Here is a 17,827-nt window from a genome sequence, read left to right as displayed (position 1 = left end):
CGTGACCAAGCGGCCTGCCTTCCCCCACATCGGCTGGGATCCCACTCCGGGCGACGTGGAGCAGACCAGGGACCTCGCCAAGCAACTCGGCAAGCTGGCAAGCGAACTGGGTACGTCACTGAACGAACTGCAGCGCATCGAGTGCGGCGCCTGGAAGGGCAAGACTGCCGTTGCTTTCACTGAGCACATCTCGACCGACGTCACACCACTGATCAAGAAGAGCCACGACTCCTTCGACAAGGCATCCCGGGCGCTTCACCGGTGGGCCGGCGAACTCCAGGACTTCCAAGACGAAGCAGATCGCCTGGAGAAGGCCGCGGGAAAGGCACTCGACGACCTCTCCAAAGTCGACGAGAAGCATCCCGACAAGGACGGAAAAGCAGGCCAAGCTGTCAACGATGCCGAAGGCGACGTCGACGACCTGCAGTCCCGCTATCACAAGGCCGCCGGGGCCATTAGCAAGGAACTGGATAAAGCCGGCGACATCGCACCCAACGAGCCCGGCTTCTGGGACAAACTCGTACACGGCGTCGAGGACGCCTGGAACGCCACCGGGAAATGGATCAAGGATCACGCCGACCTGATCAAAGCGATCGGGGACCTGCTCAGCGACCTCAGCGGCATTCTCGGGATGCTGGCGATCATCACCCTTCCCTTCGAGCCGCTCGGCGCCATCTTCGGCGCAGCAGCTCTCATCACCAGCGGACTCGCCCTGCTCTCGCACTCCATCGCCAAGGCCGGGGGCGCCGACGTCAGCTGGAAAGACATGGGCATGGACGCACTCGGCCTACTGCCAGGCGTGGGAGCATTCGGCAAGGGTGTCAAGGTCGCGGACGAGACCGTGGCAGCGGCTCGCGCCGCGAGCGAGTTCGGCAAGGGGTTCAAAGGGGCGAAACTCGCTGCAGGCGTCCGAAATGTCTTTGCTACCGGTGAACTAGCCGGGAAGGTCGAGGGTGGCCTGACACTGTTCGGCAAAAAGGTGGCTTTGGGTGGGAAGTTCGGCAATATTGGCATCATTAGCCACGAAAGCGGTGCGATGAGTAAGCTCGCAGGGCTTTCAGAGGCGGGCTACCACCAAGGTCAGATGGTCGGAACTAAGGGTCTGAAACTCATCACGGGAGGAAAAATCGCCATCGACCCCTTGAGCATGGGCGGGCGCGCACTCGATGCCACCTTCAAAATTGGCCCCAAGGCACTACATATTCCCCAGCACATCGGCGCAGCGATACACCCCGGGGACCGCCTCCACCAAGCCACCTCCTCACACTGAGAGCACTCACGATGGCCACCTGGAAACCCGACTCGCGAGAGACCCTCCTCGCACGTGACTCGATCGTCTTCGCTACGGGAACAGCCAAGGCCGTAGCCGGTATGAGGTGGTTCCGAGACATACAGGGAAACGACATTCAGCAACAGCTGGCCGGGTGGCCTGCTGGCCCCTCTTTCACGGCCCGCCCACCGGAGGAGCCGCACCCCGTTCGTAAAGCGGGGCTGTTTGGGCTACGCGCGCTGTATGTCTTCATCGCAGGTGCCCTTGAAGGTCTCGGCGGAACGGGCAGCTTCTTTCCGGGGGCAGGCGAGGGCCCCGGACACCCACAGGACCCTCCGAATGAGATCGAGGACTTCCCGGTCGTTCTGGGCGACTCCGACAGTATCGCCCAGGGACTTCCTTGGCAGCTCGACCCCGGCCGACGCCCCGAGGGATACCGCACACACGCCATCATTACGGATCGGCGATTGGTAATCGTCGGTTTTGGTGACGACGATCCTTCACAGGATGAATTCCTCTGGGAAGTCGAGCGCGTAACCATCAAAAACGTGCAGCGCATGCGGTACAGCAACGTAGGCCAAGAGGCAAAGATCTGCTTCGCCGACGGTTCATGGTGCAGACTCGCCCCGCCAAGTCGCCGCATAAACTGGCCCGTCCTGCGGCACCTGGCTCATCCGACTGACTTGGTACCGGTTAATACTTTGACAGCACGCCAACGTGGCTACGTTCAGTCTTACGTTGATTCAGTCACCGACCGGGACGCTACGCTGAGCCCTGTGATCACACGCCGACCAAGCGGGAATTTCCTGATCGAGGTCACCACCACGGAACCGATCAATCCAGACGTCGGGATCTTCAAGGTCTATTCACTCATGAGCAAGGCAGGCAGGCGCGGGGGCTTCAACCCCATCGACGTCTGATCTCTAAACCGGAAGTACCATGGTCACTCTTACCTCGGTAATCGACGGCGTCGGCATAGTTCCACCCTTCTCTTTCATCGCTCCGCTAGGCCTTCATAGCCTACCCATCGCCCCCACCCCAGAAGAGCGCGCCGCTCTTTCCCATCAATTCGTCAGAGAACTCTACTCGGGCGGCGATGAGTCCATCTGGGAACCTGCTGCCCCCTACTATTCCGCCATCGCGGAGTACATGGGAGACAGCGGTCTCGCATATTCCGCGATGGGCCTCTTCTCTACCGAAGAAGGCAACGTCGCCCAATGTTCCTTCACCGTGGCTGCAGTAGAAACTGACCAAAGCGACCCTGACGTCGCAGCCACAGGGACTCTGGCCATCCTGTCCACCGATCCTCATAATGACGCCCGGTGGCTGGACCTCCCCTGTGGTCCGGCGGTTACGTGCGTCAGAATGCATGAAGTCACCCTCAGCCCAGAAGTCACCGCCTCTGGCGAAGAGACCAAACTCATGACGGGGCAGATACAGGTCTACATCCCGTTCCCGACAGGACCATATACGGCAGTCTTTACCCTCGATACAGCCTCCGTGGACTACTGGGGCGAGTTCTGCGACATGGTGGCAGCCATCCTCCAGACGATCTCCTTCGCCCCGCCCGAAGAGTCCGCCCAGTCTGAAGTTTCGACGGAAACAGAATCGCCCGAGCTCCGAGGCTGATATAACGATGGACTGGTACGCCGCTCCGCAGGAGAGCATTCTGCTTCGCTCGCCGGCCAGTTTCGCGACTGGGCTCGCACCCACAGTTTCCGGCCTGCGCTGGTTCCGGAACCTCGACCGCGCCGACATCCAGAGGGAACTGCCCCGGTGGCCGGCCGGTCCGACCTTCGCCCCGCGGTCGACAGCAGACCGAGCCGCACGCCGTACCGGTCGTGCTTTCCTCGTCGGTATCCCGCTCATCGCGAACCTTGTCGCCGGCTTCGGTGGGGCGCTGGGTTCGCCGTTCGGGGACGTGCCTGTACGAGGCAATCCGGAGGAGCCCGAGAACGAGGTCGAGGACTTCCCTGTCATGTGGGCCGCATCCGGGACGCTCGCGCGTACCGTCCCTTGGCAGTTGGATCCCTCGCGTCGCCCGGACGGTTACACCACGGACGCTGTGCTCACTGATCGCCGGCTCGTCTTCCTCGGCAACCAGCAAGGAACCTTGAGCAAGGCCGACGAGCTCTGGGAAGTTTCCAGGGAGGACATCTCGGAGGCCCGGCAGATGAAGTTCAGTGAGATCAGTGCGGACATCCGCATCGTTTTCCGGGACGGGTCCTGGATCCGCCTGTTCACGGGCTCCCCGGACAGCGCCGGGCATCTGGCCCAGCTGATCAACGGCTCGATCCACGCACTCACCGAAGCCGATCTCACCGAGGGCCAGCGGTACCGCGTACGGGATTTCCGTCAAGAGCTCCCGAAGAACGCCGAGCCGCCCACCTTTACTCTGCTCAAAAGCGGCATCGTCCAGGTCGACTGCCGCGTACCGGCGAAAGCCGGACAGGGGCTCTTCGAGACGCACTCGATCCTCATGAGTCCCTCGGGCGGTCCGGCCAAGCCCAAGCCGGGCGATCTGTAGAGCGGCGGCCTCTCCATCTCCGCTTCTCTCCCCCACACACTTGGGGCCCCTTACGGCCGCAACATCCGGCCTTCATCACCGCGCGCGCTCACCGGGGGAACGTGCCGCGACCGGGACGAAAACCCGGGCCATCGGCGCGAACCACGGGCGGTACGCGAACCACGGGCGGTAGGGGTTCCCCGGTGCGACGGGCGGGCCGTCGCACCGGGGACGCCGAGCGACCGGTTAAGGGCCGCTGTTAGCCCTTGGAGCCCTTGGCCAGCTCGTCGTCCAGGTCTCCGTACGCCTTCGCGGCGTTCGTGAGGAACTTGGACATGCCGGTCAGGCCGTCGATCGTGTCCTTCGCGCCCTTCGTGAACTCCTTGAAGGAGTCCTCGAACGCCTGCGAGCCCTTGCGGGTGGTGTAGCCGTCCTTGACCAGACCTTCGATGTACTTCTCGAGGTGGTCCAGCGTTTCGTCGAGCTTCGTCTTCGACTTGGTCAAGTGGCCGGCGGCCTTGTGCATCTCGTCATAAGTGATATCGGCGTCTTTGCCCATGAGGCACACTCACTTTCTAACTCGCCGCAGGGCCAACCCCCGTGGCTCCTGACACGGATCATCGGATTGTCCGCTCGAGTGGAAGCTTACGGGTGGGCCCAGTCGGAGCACACCCTCGTTGGGCCCACTGGATCCGTGAACCGGTGCACAGCCCGTTGCCGACGGGAAGGGTCCAGCAGCTATCGTCACTGGCACTGTTGCCTGCGTTCCGGAGCAGCCTCAGGTCCATGGGGAGGACAAAAGGTGCGCCTGACTCTGACCGTCGTCGATCCGCTCGGCGGTGCCAGCGCCGACGTGGTCCTCGATATCGATCCCGAGTCCTCGGTCGGGGACATATCGCGCGAATTGGCCCACCATGTCGGGCATGGCGGTGGCGCGCAGATCATCCCCCTGGGCGGTCCGCGTGGCACCGCTGACGGGTCGCCTCTGGTCTATGTGGACGGGTACGCCCTCGATCCCATGGCCACGGTCGTCACCTCACCCCTGCGAGAAGGCGCGGTCGTGAGTCTTCACGACCCGGCAGGATGCCTGCCCGGCGAACCCACGGGCCTCGTCGAGCTTCGTGTTGCCGGCGGACCCGCGGCCGGCGCCGTACACCGGCTCGGGGTCGGACGCTACGAGATCGGCAATGGCCCGGCTTCGTACATCCGTATCGATGACCCCGAGCTTCCCCCGCGGGCCGCCACCTTGTCGATTGCAACCGATGGCACCTGCCAGGTCGTGTTCCACACGGACAAGGAAGGCATCCGCCTCGACGGCGAGAAACCGGAGGGGGACAACTGGCCGCTCGGCAGCCAGCTGGCCGTCGGGAACTCGCTGCTGGAGATCGGTCGGTACTCGCCTCCGGACGCCGCGCTCAAGTGGTCCGAGGACGGCGCCGGTCTCGACTACAACCGTCCGCCGCGACTACGCCCACCAGAGCGGGAGACCCGTTTCCGGCTGCCGACACCACCCCGCGACCGTGAGACCCGTCCACTTCCCTGGTTGATGGCGATCTTCCCCCTGGTTTCCGCCGTGGTCATGGCGTTGCTCTTCGGACGCTGGTACTACCTGGTCATGGCCGTGATGAGCCCGATCATGCTCGTCGGCAATTACCTGATGGACAAGAAGCAGGGGCGGAAGTCCCACGCGAAGCAGGTCAAGGAGTACAAGGAACACAAGGCCAGGATCGACGGCGAGGCGCAGGACGCTCTGGTGGCCGAGCGGCTCGACCGCCGTCGCTTCAACCCCGATCCGGCCCTGGTGCTTTCCCTCAGCACCGGCCCCCGCACCCGGCTCTGGGAACGGCGGCGCACCGACCGTGACCACCTGCTGCTCCGCGTGGGAACCGGACGGCTGCCGTCCGAGGTGGTACTCGACGACCCCGAGCAGGACGACCACCGCCGACAGGTCACCTGGGAGATCGAGGACGCCCCCGTCACTCTGCCGCTGGCCGAACTCGGGGTGATCGGATTTGCGGGGCCCGGGGATTCGGCGCGCGCACTCGCCCGATGGGCCGTGGCCCAGGCCGCGGTCCTGCACAGCCCTGTGGACGTACAGGTCTACGTGCTGACCGAGGGCACAGCGCAGGAGAGCTGGGACTGGGTCCGCTGGCTGCCGCATGCGCGGCCCTCGGGTGCGCATGACACCAACGTGCTGATCGGTACGGATGCCGAGACCGTCGGCGCCCGCATCGGTGAACTCACACAGCTCCTGGACGCACGGCGCAAAGCGGCCAAGGAGACAGGGAACAAGGGGGCATCGTTCTCTGATCCCGATATCGTCGTCATCTGGGACGGGTCGCGTCGGCTGCGGTCGATGCCGGGTGTGGTCAGGCTGCTCCGCGAAGGCCCCGCAGTGGCGATGTACGCCGTGTGCCTCGATTCCGAGGACCGGTTCCTGCCGGGCGAGTGCCAGGCCATCGTGGTGGCCGAGCCGCGCTCCGAGGAGCTCCGCACCACACCGGCACCGGCCGGAGTGGCTGCCCCCCGGACGCCGGGGGGGTTTCCCTCATTCCAGGCATGGCATGCCACCGAAGCCACCGCCACCGAGGCTGCGCAGAGCGCTCCACGGCTGCGGCTGCGCGTCGAGCAGACCGACTCGGCACGGGTTGCCGATGTCCGTCCGGACTTCGTGTCGTCGGCCTGGAGCGCGAGGCTCGCCCGTTCGCTTTCGCCCCTGCGGGACATCAGCGGGGAGGCCGAGGACTCGGCGCTCCCGGGCGCCAGCCGGCTGCTCGATGTGCTCCAGCTGGAGCCGCCGACGGGCGAAGCAGTCGCGGGACGCTGGCGTACGGGCGGCCAGTCGACCATGGCCGTTGTCGGAGAGTCGTACGACGGACCCTTCGGTATCGACCTCCGCCGCGACGGTCCGCACGGGCTGATCGCCGGCACCACCGGTTCCGGTAAGTCGGAGCTGCTGCAGACGATCGTCGCCGCGCTCGCGGTCGCCAATACACCCGAGTCCATGACGTTCGTCCTGGTCGACTACAAGGGCGGTTCGGCGTTCAAGGACTGTGTGAAGCTGCCGCACACGGTGGGAATGGTCACCGACCTCGACGCTCACCTGGTCGAGCGGGCCCTGGAATCATTGGGCGCCGAACTCAAACGGCGCGAACACATCCTCGCCGCGTCCGACGCCAAGGACATCGAGGACTACCAGGACCTGGTACGCCGTGATCCCTCACACGCACCGGTGCCCCGACTCCTCATCGTCATCGACGAGTTCGCCTCCATGGTGCGTGACCTGCCGGACTTCGTGACCGGCCTCGTGAACATCGCCCAGCGTGGGCGTTCGCTCGGCATTCACCTTCTGCTCGCAACTCAGCGCCCCAGTGGTGTCGTCTCGCCCGAGATCCGCGCCAACACCAACCTCCGTATAGCGCTGCGAGTGACGGACGCCGCCGAGTCCACGGACGTCATCGACTCCCCCGAAGCCGGGAACATCTCCAAGAACACCCCGGGTCGTGCCTACGTACGTCTCGGTGCGTCGTCCCTCGTACCGTTCCAGTCGGGACGTGTGGGCGGCCGGCGGCCGGGGGCCGCCGACCCTGCGGCGATAGCCCCGTGGGCGGGCCTGCTCGACTGGCAGGAACTGGGACGCGCCGCGCTGCGGAAGCCCAAGTCCGAAGCGCGTGAAGAAGAGGAGATCACCGACCTCAAGGTCCTGGTGGACGCGGTCCGGGAGGCCAACGAACGCCTGCGGATTCCACCCCAGCACAGCCCGTGGCTGCCCGCACTCTCCGAGACACTTCTGCTCGACGAGGTACCGGCGGCCAGTAGCACCGGTGCGCTGGCGCCCGCTCCGTACGGTGTCGAGGACATCCCGAGCGACCAAGCGCGACGCCCGGTCTCCATCGACTTCACGACCTTCGGGCACCTGCTGCTCGGTGGTGCGCCCCGCAGTGGCCGCTCACAGGTGCTGCGTACCATCGCGGGCTCGCTCGCACGTACCCACTCGGTCGCCGATGTCCATCTGTACGGGATCGACTGCGGTAACGGAGCTCTCAACGCCCTGACTCGCCTGCCCCACTGCGGCGCAGTCGTCGGTCGTGCACAGACGGAGCGTGCCGTTCGGCTGGTCAACCGGCTGAAGGGCGAGATCACCCGGCGACAGGAACTTCTCGCGGAGAAGGGCTTCGCCGATATCGGCGAACAGCGATCGGTCGTTCCCGAAGAGGAGAGGCTGCCGCACATCGTGGTGCTCCTCGACCGCTGGGAGGGGTGGCTGCCCACGCTGGGAGAGGTCGATCACGGTGAGCTGACGGACCAGGTAGCTCTGGTCATGCGGGAAGGCTCAAGCCTCGGCGTGCACATGGTGATCGCCGGCGACCGTCAGCTGCTCATCGGACGGATCGCCTCACTGACCGAGGACAAGTACGGCCTGCGGCTGGCCGACCGTTCGGACTTCTCCATGCTGGGCATCAATGCCAGGAAGGTGCCGGACGAGATCCCGCCCGGTCGTGCCTTCAAGAACGAGTCGGCCACGGAGACGCAGTTCGCTCTGCTTGCCGAGGACTCCACCGGTCAGGGGCAGGCGGCCGCTCTGAGCGCCATCGGCGAGTTCGCGAGCGCGCGGGACGAGGCGGTGCCCCGGAGCCGGAGGCCGTTCCGGGTCGACAGCCTGCCGAGCCGTATCTCCTTCGCATCCGCGTGGGAGATGCGCGACCCGGACGTGTCGCAGTCCCCTCTCTGGGGCCTGGTGGGCGTAGGTGGCGACGACCTGATCGCGTTCGGCCCCGATCTGGCCCAGGGGGTGCCGACATTCGTCATCGCAGGCCCCGCCAAGTCGGGCCGTAGCACGGTGCTGCTGAACTTGGCTCGCTCGTTCCTGAGCAAGGGCGTTCGCCTGGTGATCGCGGCACCCCGCCAGTCACCGATGCGCCAACTCGAAGGCCAGGAAGGTGTCTTGAACGTCTTCACGGACGACGACATCGACAGCGACGATCTCACCGAGGCCATCTCGACGGCCACGCTCGAGGCTCCGGTGGCGGTCCTGGTGGACGACGGCGAGTCCCTGGAGGACTGCGACGCCTCCTCCGTCTTCAAGCGGATCATCCAGCGAGGCGCCGAGCAGGGCTTGGCACTGGTCATCGCGGGGGACGAGGAGGAGGTCTGCAGCGGGTTCAGCGGCTGGCAGGTCGACGCGAAGAAGGGGCGCCGGGGCGTCCTGCTCTCGCCCCAGGACTCCTCCAGTGGCGAGCTGATCGGCATTCGCACAACGCGCAGCATGGTCGGCGGGCCGATCGCCCCTGGAAAGGGCCTCATGCACCTCGGGGACGGCGAGGCGTGGACGGTGGTCACGCCCATGTGAGCTGGTGTGAGCGGGACGGGAGGACCGTGTCCCCCGTCCCGCTTCCACCGCTTGGACGGGGTACTCACCCGTCACACGGCGGGTCCAGTCACACGGCGGGCAGGGCGTACAGCTCGTCCGAATGCGCCACCAACAGCCGGTTGCCCGTCTGCGTGATCTCCCACTCGCCATTGTCCGAGACACCGTCGTTGTAGTCCCAGCGGTACTTGCCGGTCTTGGCGTTCAGCGCGTAGATCCCGCCCTTGTCGAAGACAGAGGCGATGTACAGCGAGTCTCCGGCGCGCACCATCTGGTCGCCGAAGGGGCGGCTGCCCAGATCCTCCATCCAGCGCTTCTTGCCCGTCCTCGGGTCTGCCGCCCAGACGCCCCCGTCGTAGTCCATGACGTACAGGACCCCGCCGAGCACCGATGGCCTGCGGAATCCCCGGCGGCCCTCGGCAGGGAGTGTCCACTTGTCGTCGCCGGTCCTCAGCTCCACGGCACGCAGATCACCGGGGCCTCCTACGTAGACCATGCCTCCGAAGACCGTGGGCTTGACCTGGTCGTCGGCGATCTTCCGGTTCCACAGCTGGTGGCCGCCCTTGGCGTCCCGGACTGTGAGGTTGTACTTGGCGTCACTCGTCGAACCGTGGGTGTACGCCAGGCATCCGCCGCCGACGTTCAGATCGACGTACTGCTGCGTACCCGCGTCCCGTTGCTCGCTCCAGATGACCTTGCGCGTGCGGATGTCGATGGCGACGATGTTGTTGAGCTGCTGGGCCGCGTCGCCTTCCACCAGGTCGGCGATGGCGTAGATCCGGGTGGCGTCGACTGCTGCCACATAGAGGCTCGAGCGCATCTTCCCGCCGAGCCTGGTGCGCCAGTTCTCCTTGCCGGTACGGATGTCGTAGCCGACGATCGTGCCGTCGTACTGCTGGCCCGGGAGGTACAGCGTGTGGCCCGATACCGTCGCCTTGTCACCGGCTCCGGCCAGGCCCTTCCTGGCCCACCTCTGCTTGCCTGTCCTGACGTCGTAGCCGGCCGTCGTGCTTCCTACGACCACGAAGACCTCGCCGAACGCGGTAGGCGGCTCCCCGTAGTTGCGGCTGAGGTGAGCCGCCTTCACGTGCCAGAGCGGCCGTGGCGCCATGCCGTTCGGCGGGGTCGTGAAGACCTCCGGCTCCGGCTGTCTCTTCGTCTTCGAGTCGGATACCGCCGCCGTATCGCCGTCTTCCCTGGCAAGCAGCCAGGCGGCGCCACCCCCCACGACCGCGACTCCTGCGACACCCCCCGCAGCGATGCCCAGGAACCGGCGGCGGGACGGCTTCGCCACCGCGCTCGTGGGAGTCCCCGAAGGTGCGGCGCCCGGGGAGTTCAGGGCAGTCGGCGCGGGCCCATAGGTACCGGGCACCGATGAGGCCGGAGGCGGCACCGGGGACGCAGGAAGCGGCGTGCTTCCCCCCGCCGGGGTTTCGAGGTCCAGGATGTGTGAGGCGTGGGTGGCGATCGTCGATGAGACCGCCGAGGGGAGCCAGTCCGTGAAGACCTCGCCCGTGTTTCCCGGGTCGAGCGACTGGAGGATTTCCGCCGGGGTGGGGCGCTGCGCCGGTTCCTTGGACAGGCAGGCGCGGATCAGGCCGGTCAGCATCCTGGGGACGCCCGTCAGATCCGGCTGGGCGTGCACCACCTGGTAGAGCATCGCGGCCGGAGCGATCGCGTCGCCGAACACATTGCGCCCGGTCGCCGCGAAGGCGAGGACCACACCCAGCGAGAACACGTCCCCGGCCGTGCCCACGTCCTGTCCCAGCGCCTGCTCCGGCGGCATGAAGCCGGGCGAGCCGACCACAACTCCGGTCTGGGTCATACGGTTTCCGTCCACCGCGCGCGCGATGCCGAAGTCGATGACACGCGGGCCGTCGGCGGCGAGCAGCACGTTGGACGGCTTGAGGTCACGGTGTATCAGGCCGGCCGCGTGGATCTCCTGCAGCGCAGCGGCGAGGCCGGTGCCCAGGGCCCGTACGGTGTGCTCCGGCAGGGCCCCGTGGGCCTCCACGACGTCCGTGAGGTCCGGGCCGAGGACGTACGCCGTTGCCAGCCAGGGCAGCGGCTCGTCGGGGGCGGCGTCCACCACGGGTGCGGTGTACCGGCCCGAGACCCGCTGGGCCACGTCGACTTCGTGGCGGAAGCGCTGCCTGAACGCCGGGTCCGCGGCGAGGTCCTGACGCACCACCTTCACCGCGACGGTGCGCCCGCCGGGTGAGCGGGCCAGATACACCCGGCCCATGCCGCCCGCACCGAGCCGGCCCAGCAGCCGGTAGTTGCCCAGTATTCGGGGGTCATCCGGCTGCAACGGGTCCATGTCAGCGATCCTTAGGGTGTCTGCTCGTCAAGCGCGATGCCTCCGACACCATAGAGAGTGCGGCGCGACGTCGTACGCCGAAGGGCCGGTGAATCGGTGAATCGGTCAACGGGAGGGATTCCTGGGATTCCCGCCAAGGCCGTGGGCGCATAACGCAATTGTCCCGTAATCCCTGAGGCTCAGGGATTACGGGACATCAGCGATTACGGGACATCGCCACGTCGTCGGCCCCGATGGGCGGGGTGTGGCAGGCGGATCGTAGGGGGCGGGGCGCGGCGGGCGGATCGCAGCAGGCGGATCGCAGCGGGCGGGTCGCAGCGGGCGCGGCCGCCTTCCGCCGCTCGGAGGCGCCGTCCGGTCGTCAGTTGCTGTCCAGGCCGCTGCCGGGGACGGCGTTCTGGGGGGACAGGTGCCAGTTGGTGACGATCGGCTTGTCGACGGTGATCTTGCCGGTGGGCAGGCTGACCGGGTCGGTGTGGTCGTCCTGGCTCACCGCGGTGATGATCTCGGTCAGTTCCCTGCCGTCGTTGGTGTTGGTGGTCTTGGGGTTCACCCCGGCGTAGGCGGTGGTGGCGCCGCTCAGCTTCACCTGGTCGCCGACGGACTGCTCGGCCGGTCCCGCTTCCGTACCGTCGGAGCCGAACGCCACCATCGGGAGCGCGGAAGGGAGCGTGCAGGTGATCCCGGGGTTCGCCCGCACCGAGATGAGGATGTAGCCGCCGGCCTGTGTCTCGGACTTGGCGCTCCACTTGAGGTCGTTGGCGCCGCAGGTCTGCCCGTAGCCGCCCTTGCCTCCGCTGCCGCCGCTCTTGCTCTTGGCTGCGGCGCCGTTCGACGAGGTGCCGCCCTTGCCGGACGCGCTGCTGCCGCTGCCGGACGTGGCACCGTCCGTGGACTTGCCCTTCTCCGCCTCGGCCGTGACGTCCTTGGTGCCCGAGGCCCCGGCCTTGCCCGCGGTGTCCTGGCCCTGGTCCGCGGAGTGTGCCGCGCCGGCCGATGACGAGGCGCCGGACGAGTCGGACCCGCCCTGGCAGGCGGTCAGCGACAGGACGGCGGCTGCCGCCACGGCGGCCAGGGTGGACGTGCGGATGAGGTTCTTACGCATGGGTGGACTCCCCCGTAGGTGATCAGACTGCTTCAGCAGGGATCGGACTGCTTCAGCCGGACGCGGCGCCAGGCTCGCGCCCTGCCGACATCAACGAGCTTCGTGGGAGCCGGGCGTACCCGCAACGATCTACCGGAAAGGAGGGACGCTGGAACGCTGAAACCGCCCCTGAGCTGCGCGAACACCGCATTGCTGGAATGGCCGCCTGGAACGTTCGCCAGGGGACCGCGGCCCGGACCTGAACACTCGGCGGCACATGACGGGTGCGGTCGAAGGCCGCAGAGCGCAGCCGGAAGCGGTCAGGGGCGGTCGTGGGCGCCCGGGAGCGGCGCCCACGGTCCGGAGAACCGCCGTCAGGAACCGAGCAGTTCGACGTGTACGTCCGACGGGAAGCCCGTCGTGGCGCCGACCCGTCGTGCGAACTCCTTGACGCCTTCCAGCTGGTCGGGCCCGAAGCGGAAGTCCAGCGTCGTGAAGTAGCGCTCCAGCAGCTCCGCGTCGAAGACCTCCCAGTGCGCTGCCTGCTCGGCGACCTTGGTGACCTCCTCCAGCGAGACGTCACGCGAGGACAGGAACGCCTCGTGGACCGCCTTCACGACCTCGGGCTCACGCGCCGCGTAGTCCTTGCGGGCGGCCCAGACCGCGAAGACGAACGGCAGGCCCGTCCACTCCTTCCACATCTGGCCCAGGTCGTGGACCTGCAGACCGAGCTTGGGTGCGTCGTGCAGTGCGGCCCGCAGCGCGGCGTCGCCGATGAGGACCGCCGCGTCGGCCTCCTGCATCATCACGCCGAGGTCGGGCGGGCAGCGGTAGTAGTCGGGCGTGACCTCGTACCGCTCGGCCAGCAGCAGCTGCGCCAGCCGTACGGAGGTGCGCGAGGTGGAGCCGAGCGCCACCCGTGCCCCGTCGAGCTGCTCCAGCGGCTTCTTGGAGACGATCACGCAGGACATCACGGGGCCGTCGCAGCCGACGGCCAGGTCGGGGAAGGCCACGAGCTCGTCGGCGTTCTTCAGGAACTCGACGAGTGTGACGGGCGCGATGTCGAGGTCCCCCCTGACCAGCTGCTCGCTGAGCTTCTCGGGGGTGTCCTTGGTCAGCTCCAGGTCGAGCAGGGTGCCGGTGCGTGCCAGCCCCCAGTAGAGCGGGAGGCAGTTCAGGAACTGGATGTGCCCGACGCGGGGCCTGCTGCGACGGTGGTCGGCTTCGGAGGCGCCCCCGGGGGCGTGGCCCGGGGTGTTTCCTGTGACGGGTGCGGTGGCCTGTTCGGCGTATGAATTGTCCACATCGTGAGGCTAGACCCGCGTTGTACGGTGGAGAAGGCAGGGTAGTCCGTCAGCCTGACGCGCCGCGGTCAAACCTCCGGGTGAAGTGATCTTCACCTCTACCGCGGGCGCGCGGGCGCGTGCTAGGCTCGCCGCAAGTTGCAGTTTGGTTTCCCTTGCAGTACAGAGCCTGCGGAGCATGTGACCCGCAGGCTTTTGTAGTTTTCAGACTTCTTAGCAGGTTCTGGAGCAGGGCAACCCTTTGGCCCAAGGAGGGCTTATGGCTACCGGAACCGTCAAGTGGTTCAACGCTGAAAAGGGCTTCGGCTTCATCGCCCAGGACGGCGGCGGCCCGGATGTCTTCGTCCACTATTCCGCGATCAACGCGTCTGGTTTCCGCTCGCTTGAGGAGAACCAGCTCGTGAACTTCGACGTCACGCAGGGCCCGAAGGGTCCGCAGGCGGAGAACGTCACCCCGGCCTAGTTGCCCGGGCCGATCGGATCGCGGTCGGGATAGCACCACCCAAGGAGCCCCCTTCCGTACGTTCGCGTACGGAAGGGGGCTCCTGCCTGTGTCACGGCCGGTTCCCGCCGGTTCCAGCCCGTACCCGCCCCTTCCGGAACAGGCGGGAACCGGGCGCCTGCCTACCGCCGGTACAGCTTCTCGATCTCGTCGGCGAAGTCCTCGGCTATCGCCGCCCGCTTCAGCTTCAGCGACGGCGTGAGATGCCCGTTCTCCTCCGTGAAGTCCACCGGGAGGACCGCGAACTTCCGGATCGACTCGGCGCGCGACACCAGCCGGTTCGCCTCGTCGACCGCCCGCTGCAGCGCTCCCCGCAGCTCCTCGTCCTGGACCAGCTCCCGCATCGGGACGCCCGTCTTCTTCCGCATCTGCCGCCAGTGCGCGAGGCCGTCCGGCTCCAGCGTGATCAGGGCCGTGACATAGCTGCGGTTGTCGCCGACGACCATGCACTGGCCGACCAGCGGGTGCGCCCGCAGCCAGTCCTCCAGGGGCGCGGGCGCCACGTTCTTGCCGCCCGAGGTGATGATGAGGTCCTTCTTGCGGCCGGTGATCGTGAGGTAGCCGTCCTCGTCCAGCGCGCCCACGTCGCCCGTCGCGAACCACTGGCCGGAGCCGGGGGAAGAGCCGGCAGCGGAGCCGGGGCCCGCGCCGGTGGGCTCGCCTCGCTCCCCGTCCCAGTAGCCGCCGAATACCTGGCCGCCGCTGAGCAGCACCTCGCCGTCGTCCGCGATCCGGACCGCCGTGCCGGGCAGCGGCCAGCCGACCGTGCCGAGCCGGGGCCGCAGCGGCGGGGTGACCGTCGCCGCTGCGGTCGTCTCCGTGAGGCCGTACCCCTCGAAGATCTGGATTCCGGCGCCCGCGTAGAACGCCGCGAGCCGGTGGCCGAGCGGTGAGCCGCCGCAGATCGCGTACTTCACCCGGCCGCCGAGCGCCGCCCGTATCCGCCGGTAGACCAGCGGGTCGTACACGGCGTGCGCCAGGCGCAGTCCGAGCCCCGGACCCGGGCCCGTGCCGTGCTCGACGGCCTCCAGCGCCTCCCCGTACCGCTGCGCGATCCGCGCCGCGCGGTCGAAGGACGCGGCCCGGCCCATCTTCTCGGCGGTGGCGCGGCCGGTGTTGTAGACCTTCTCCAGGACGTACGGGATCGCCAGCAGGAACGTCGGGCGGAACCCGGCGAGGTCCGCCAGCAGGTCCTCCGTACTGATGCTGGGCGCGTGCCCGAGGCGTACGCGGGCGCGCAGACAGCCGATCGCCACCATCCGGCCGAAGACGTGGGAGAGCGGCAGGAAGAGCAGGGTCGACGCCGGGTCCTTGCTCACCGACTTGAAGACGGGGTGGAGCAGCTCGACCGCGTTGTCCACCTCGGCGAAGAAGTTGGCGTGGGTGAGGACGCAGCCCTTGGGGCGGCCCGTGGTGCCCGATGTGTAGATCAGGGTGGCGACGGACGACGGCGAGCGCCCGGCCCGGCGTTCGGCGACCGCGGCGTCGGGTACGTCCCGGCCCAGGTCCTTCAGGACGCCGATGGCGCCGGTGTCGAACTCCCAGAGGTGCGCCAGAGCGGGCAGCTGCCGGCGCTCCACGCTGATCAGCCGGGCCTGCTCCTTGTTCTCGACGGCGCAGGCGACCGCGCCGGAGTCCTGGAGGATCCAGCGGGCCTGGAAGGCGGAGGACGTCGGGTAGACGGGGACGGTGACCAGGCCGGCCGCCCAGGCGGCGAAGTCCAGGAGGGTCCACTCGTAGGTGGTCCTGGCCATGATCGCGAGACGGTCGCCGGCCGCCAGGCCCGCCGCGATCAGCCCCTTGGCGACGGCCTGCACCTCGACGGCGAACTCCATGGACGAGACGTCGGCCCAGCGGCCGTCCGGCTGCTTTCTGCTGAGGACCGGATCGTCGGGTGCCTGGTGGGCGTTGTCGAAGGGGATGTCGGCGAGCGAACCGCGCTCGACGGGCCGGACCAGCGGTGGTACGGAGACCTCCCGCACCACCCCGTCCACGCGCCGTTTGTGCGGTTCCAGCGGCTGCACTGACACGGACACGGACACTTGCGGCTCCTCATGTCGTGGTACATCAGGTCGTTCGGGCGGCCGGGCGGGTCCGTCACACAGGACCCGTCACGCCGGACCGGTCGCCCCGGTCCGGGCACCCCGGTCCGGGCACCCCAGTCCGGTCAGGGGCGTTCGAGCACCGCCGTCACGCCCTGGCCGCCCGCAGCGCAGATGGAGATCAGCCCCCGCCCAGGAGCCTCCCGCTCCGCGAGCAGCTTGGCCAGGGTGGCGACAATGCGGGCGCCGGTCGCGGCGAAGGGGTGTCCCGTGGCGAGCGAGGAGCCCGCTACGTTGAGCTTCGCCCGGTCGACCGGGGCGAGGCCCTGCTTCTCCCAGGCGGCGAGCGTGGCCAGCACCTGGGACGCGAACGCCTCGTGCACCTCGAAGAGGTCGAAGTCGTCCAGGGTGAGGCCGGCGCGCTCCAGCATGCGCGGGACGGCGTACGCGGGCGCCATCAGCAGCCCGTCGGGGCCGTTGACGTAGTCGACGGCCGCCGTCTCGTACAGCGTCAGATACGCCAGCGGTTCGAGTCCACGCTCGCGCGCCCACTCCTCGCTCGCCAGGAGGACGGTCGCGGCGCCGTCGGTGAGCGGGGTCGAGTTGCCCGCCGTCATGGTCGCGCCGGGCTCTCCGGCGCCGAACACCGGTTTCAGCGTGGCGAGTTTCTCCACGGTGGACCCGGGCCGCAGGTTCTGGTCCCGGGCCAGCCCGTGGAAGGGCGTCACCAGGTCCTGGAAGAAGCCGCGTTCGTAGGCGGCGGCCAGCCGCTGGTGGCTGGTGGCGGCCAGCGCGTCCTGCTCGGCGCGGCCGATGTCCCACTCGCGGGCGGTGCGCGCCGCGTGCTCCCCCATCGAAAGCCCGGTTCGGGGCTCGGCGTTGCGCGGGATGTCGGGGACGAGGTGGCCGGGGCGTACGCGGGCGAGCGCCCTGAGCCGACCGCTCACCGATGTGGCCCGGCGCGCTTCGAGGAGGATCTTCCGCAGCTGATCGTTGACGCCGAGCGGGGCGTCGCTCGCGGTGTCGGAGCCGCCCGCGACGGCCGAGTCGACCGCACCGAGCGCGATCTTGTTGGCGGTGGCGATGACGGCCTGGAGGCCCGTACCGCACGCCTGCTGGATGTCGTACGCGGGTGTGCGCGGGTCGAGGCGCGAGCCGAGCACGGTCTCGCGCGCGAGGTTGAAGTCGCGGCTGTGCTTGAGGACCGCGCCCCCGACGAACTCGCCGATCCGCTCGCCCTCCAGGCCGAACCGCTCGACCAGTCCGTCCAGGGCCGCCGTCAGCATGGTCTGGTTGGACACGGTGGCGTACGGGCCGTCCGAGCGGGCGAACGGGATGCGGCTGCCGCCGAGTACGGCGACCTTGAGGGGCGTCATCGGGGCCCCGTTCCGACGGGGCCTGTACCGAAGGCCCCTGTTCCGACCCACACCA

General features: G+C 68.0%; 12 protein-coding genes. 6 read left to right on the top strand and 6 right to left on the bottom strand.

From position 1 onward, the window contains the following. Position 1: 1 nt before the first annotated feature. The 4 genes from G3I19_RS03400 to G3I19_RS03385 are packed head-to-tail and all read left to right on the top strand — an operon-like array spanning position 2 to position 3,797. Positions 2-1,270, top strand: a complete 1,269-nt coding sequence (locus tag G3I19_RS03400) for a putative T7SS-secreted protein (RefSeq protein ID WP_164259308.1) — start codon at positions 2-4, stop codon at positions 1,268-1,270. 11 nt (positions 1,271-1,281) lie between these two features. Continuing rightward, positions 1,282-2,190: a hypothetical protein gene (locus G3I19_RS03395; RefSeq protein ID WP_164259306.1), complete on the top strand. Its 909-nt coding sequence runs from the start codon at positions 1,282-1,284 to the stop codon at positions 2,188-2,190. Positions 2,191-2,209: 19 nt separating this feature from the next. Further along, on the top strand, positions 2,210-2,899 hold the full coding sequence (locus G3I19_RS03390) for a hypothetical protein (RefSeq protein WP_164259304.1): 690 nt from the start codon (positions 2,210-2,212) through the stop codon (positions 2,897-2,899). A gap of 7 nt (positions 2,900-2,906) precedes the next feature. Continuing rightward, positions 2,907-3,797 (top strand): hypothetical protein, encoded by an 891-nt coding sequence (locus G3I19_RS03385; RefSeq protein WP_164259302.1) that lies wholly within the window; start codon positions 2,907-2,909, stop codon positions 3,795-3,797. Between the two features lie 238 nt (positions 3,798-4,035). On the opposite strand, the gene G3I19_RS03380 is transcribed toward G3I19_RS03385, so the two are convergent. After that, positions 4,036-4,335, bottom strand: a complete 300-nt coding sequence (locus G3I19_RS03380; RefSeq protein WP_164259300.1) for a WXG100 family type VII secretion target — start codon at positions 4,333-4,335, stop codon at positions 4,036-4,038. Positions 4,336-4,578: 243 nt separating this feature from the next. Between G3I19_RS03380 and G3I19_RS03375 the strand changes: the two genes are divergently transcribed. After that, positions 4,579-9,126, top strand: a complete 4,548-nt coding sequence (locus G3I19_RS03375; RefSeq protein WP_164259298.1) for an FtsK/SpoIIIE domain-containing protein — start codon at positions 4,579-4,581, stop codon at positions 9,124-9,126. An 88-nt stretch (positions 9,127-9,214) separates the two neighbouring features. Here G3I19_RS03375 and G3I19_RS03370 read toward each other — a convergent pair whose 3' ends face one another. From G3I19_RS03370 to G3I19_RS03360, 3 genes are all read right to left on the bottom strand, one after another. Further along, on the bottom strand, positions 9,215-11,464 hold the full coding sequence (locus G3I19_RS03370) for a serine/threonine-protein kinase (RefSeq protein ID WP_164259296.1): 2,250 nt from the start codon (positions 11,462-11,464) through the stop codon (positions 9,215-9,217). Between the two features lie 361 nt (positions 11,465-11,825). Further along, the gene (locus tag G3I19_RS03365) at positions 11,826-12,569 is read right to left on the bottom strand and encodes a DUF4232 domain-containing protein (protein WP_164259295.1); all 744 of its coding nucleotides are present in this window, start codon (positions 12,567-12,569) and stop codon (positions 11,826-11,828) included. Positions 12,570-12,922: 353 nt separating this feature from the next. Beyond that, the gene (locus G3I19_RS03360) at positions 12,923-13,735 is read right to left on the bottom strand and encodes a menaquinone biosynthesis protein (RefSeq protein WP_164259376.1); all 813 of its coding nucleotides are present in this window, start codon (positions 13,733-13,735) and stop codon (positions 12,923-12,925) included. A gap of 376 nt (positions 13,736-14,111) precedes the next feature. On the opposite strand from G3I19_RS03360, the gene G3I19_RS03355 reads away from it, so the two are divergent. Then, positions 14,112-14,315 (top strand): cold-shock protein, encoded by a 204-nt coding sequence (locus G3I19_RS03355; RefSeq protein WP_008738468.1) that lies wholly within the window; start codon positions 14,112-14,114, stop codon positions 14,313-14,315. Positions 14,316-14,476: 161 nt separating this feature from the next. Here G3I19_RS03355 and G3I19_RS03350 read toward each other — a convergent pair whose 3' ends face one another. Together G3I19_RS03350 and G3I19_RS03345 are read right to left on the bottom strand one after the other, a co-directional pair. Then, a complete protein-coding gene (locus tag G3I19_RS03350) occupies positions 14,477-16,396 on the bottom strand; it encodes an AMP-dependent synthetase/ligase (RefSeq protein ID WP_164259293.1) in 1,920 nt (639 codons plus the stop codon). A gap of 125 nt (positions 16,397-16,521) precedes the next feature. After that, complete coding sequence (locus tag G3I19_RS03345; protein WP_164259291.1) at positions 16,522-17,772, bottom strand: acetyl-CoA C-acetyltransferase; 1,251 nt, start codon at positions 17,770-17,772, stop codon at positions 16,522-16,524. Between the last annotated feature and the right edge of the window lie 55 nt (positions 17,773-17,827).

This window comes from Streptomyces sp. SID10853 (genome assembly GCF_010548145.1).
Lineage (GTDB): Bacteria > Actinomycetota > Actinomycetes > Streptomycetales > Streptomycetaceae > Streptomyces.
Note: the sequence above shows the minus strand (reverse complement) of the source record. Positions and strands in the feature narration are given on the sequence as shown.

Bases quoted from the DNA above. Each gene is read 5' to 3' on its own strand.
- G3I19_RS03395 (WP_164259306.1), top strand. From the start codon at position 1,282: ATGGCCACCTGGAAACCCGACTCGCGAGAGACCCTCCTCGCACGTGAC.
- G3I19_RS03390 (WP_164259304.1), top strand. From the start codon at position 2,210: ATGGTCACTCTTACCTCGGTAATCGACGGCGTCGGCATAGTTCCACCC.
- G3I19_RS03385 (WP_164259302.1), top strand. From the start codon at position 2,907: ATGGACTGGTACGCCGCTCCGCAGGAGAGCATTCTGCTTCGCTCGCCG.
- G3I19_RS03380 (WP_164259300.1), bottom strand. From the start codon at position 4,335: ATGGGCAAAGACGCCGATATCACTTATGACGAGATGCACAAGGCCGCC.
- G3I19_RS03370 (WP_164259296.1), bottom strand. From the start codon at position 11,464: ATGGACCCGTTGCAGCCGGATGACCCCCGAATACTGGGCAACTACCGG.
- G3I19_RS03365 (WP_164259295.1), bottom strand. From the start codon at position 12,569: ATGCGTAAGAACCTCATCCGCACGTCCACCCTGGCCGCCGTGGCGGCA.
- G3I19_RS03355 (WP_008738468.1), top strand. From the start codon at position 14,112: ATGGCTACCGGAACCGTCAAGTGGTTCAACGCTGAAAAGGGCTTCGGC.
- G3I19_RS03345 (WP_164259291.1), bottom strand. From the start codon at position 17,772: ATGACGCCCCTCAAGGTCGCCGTACTCGGCGGCAGCCGCATCCCGTTC.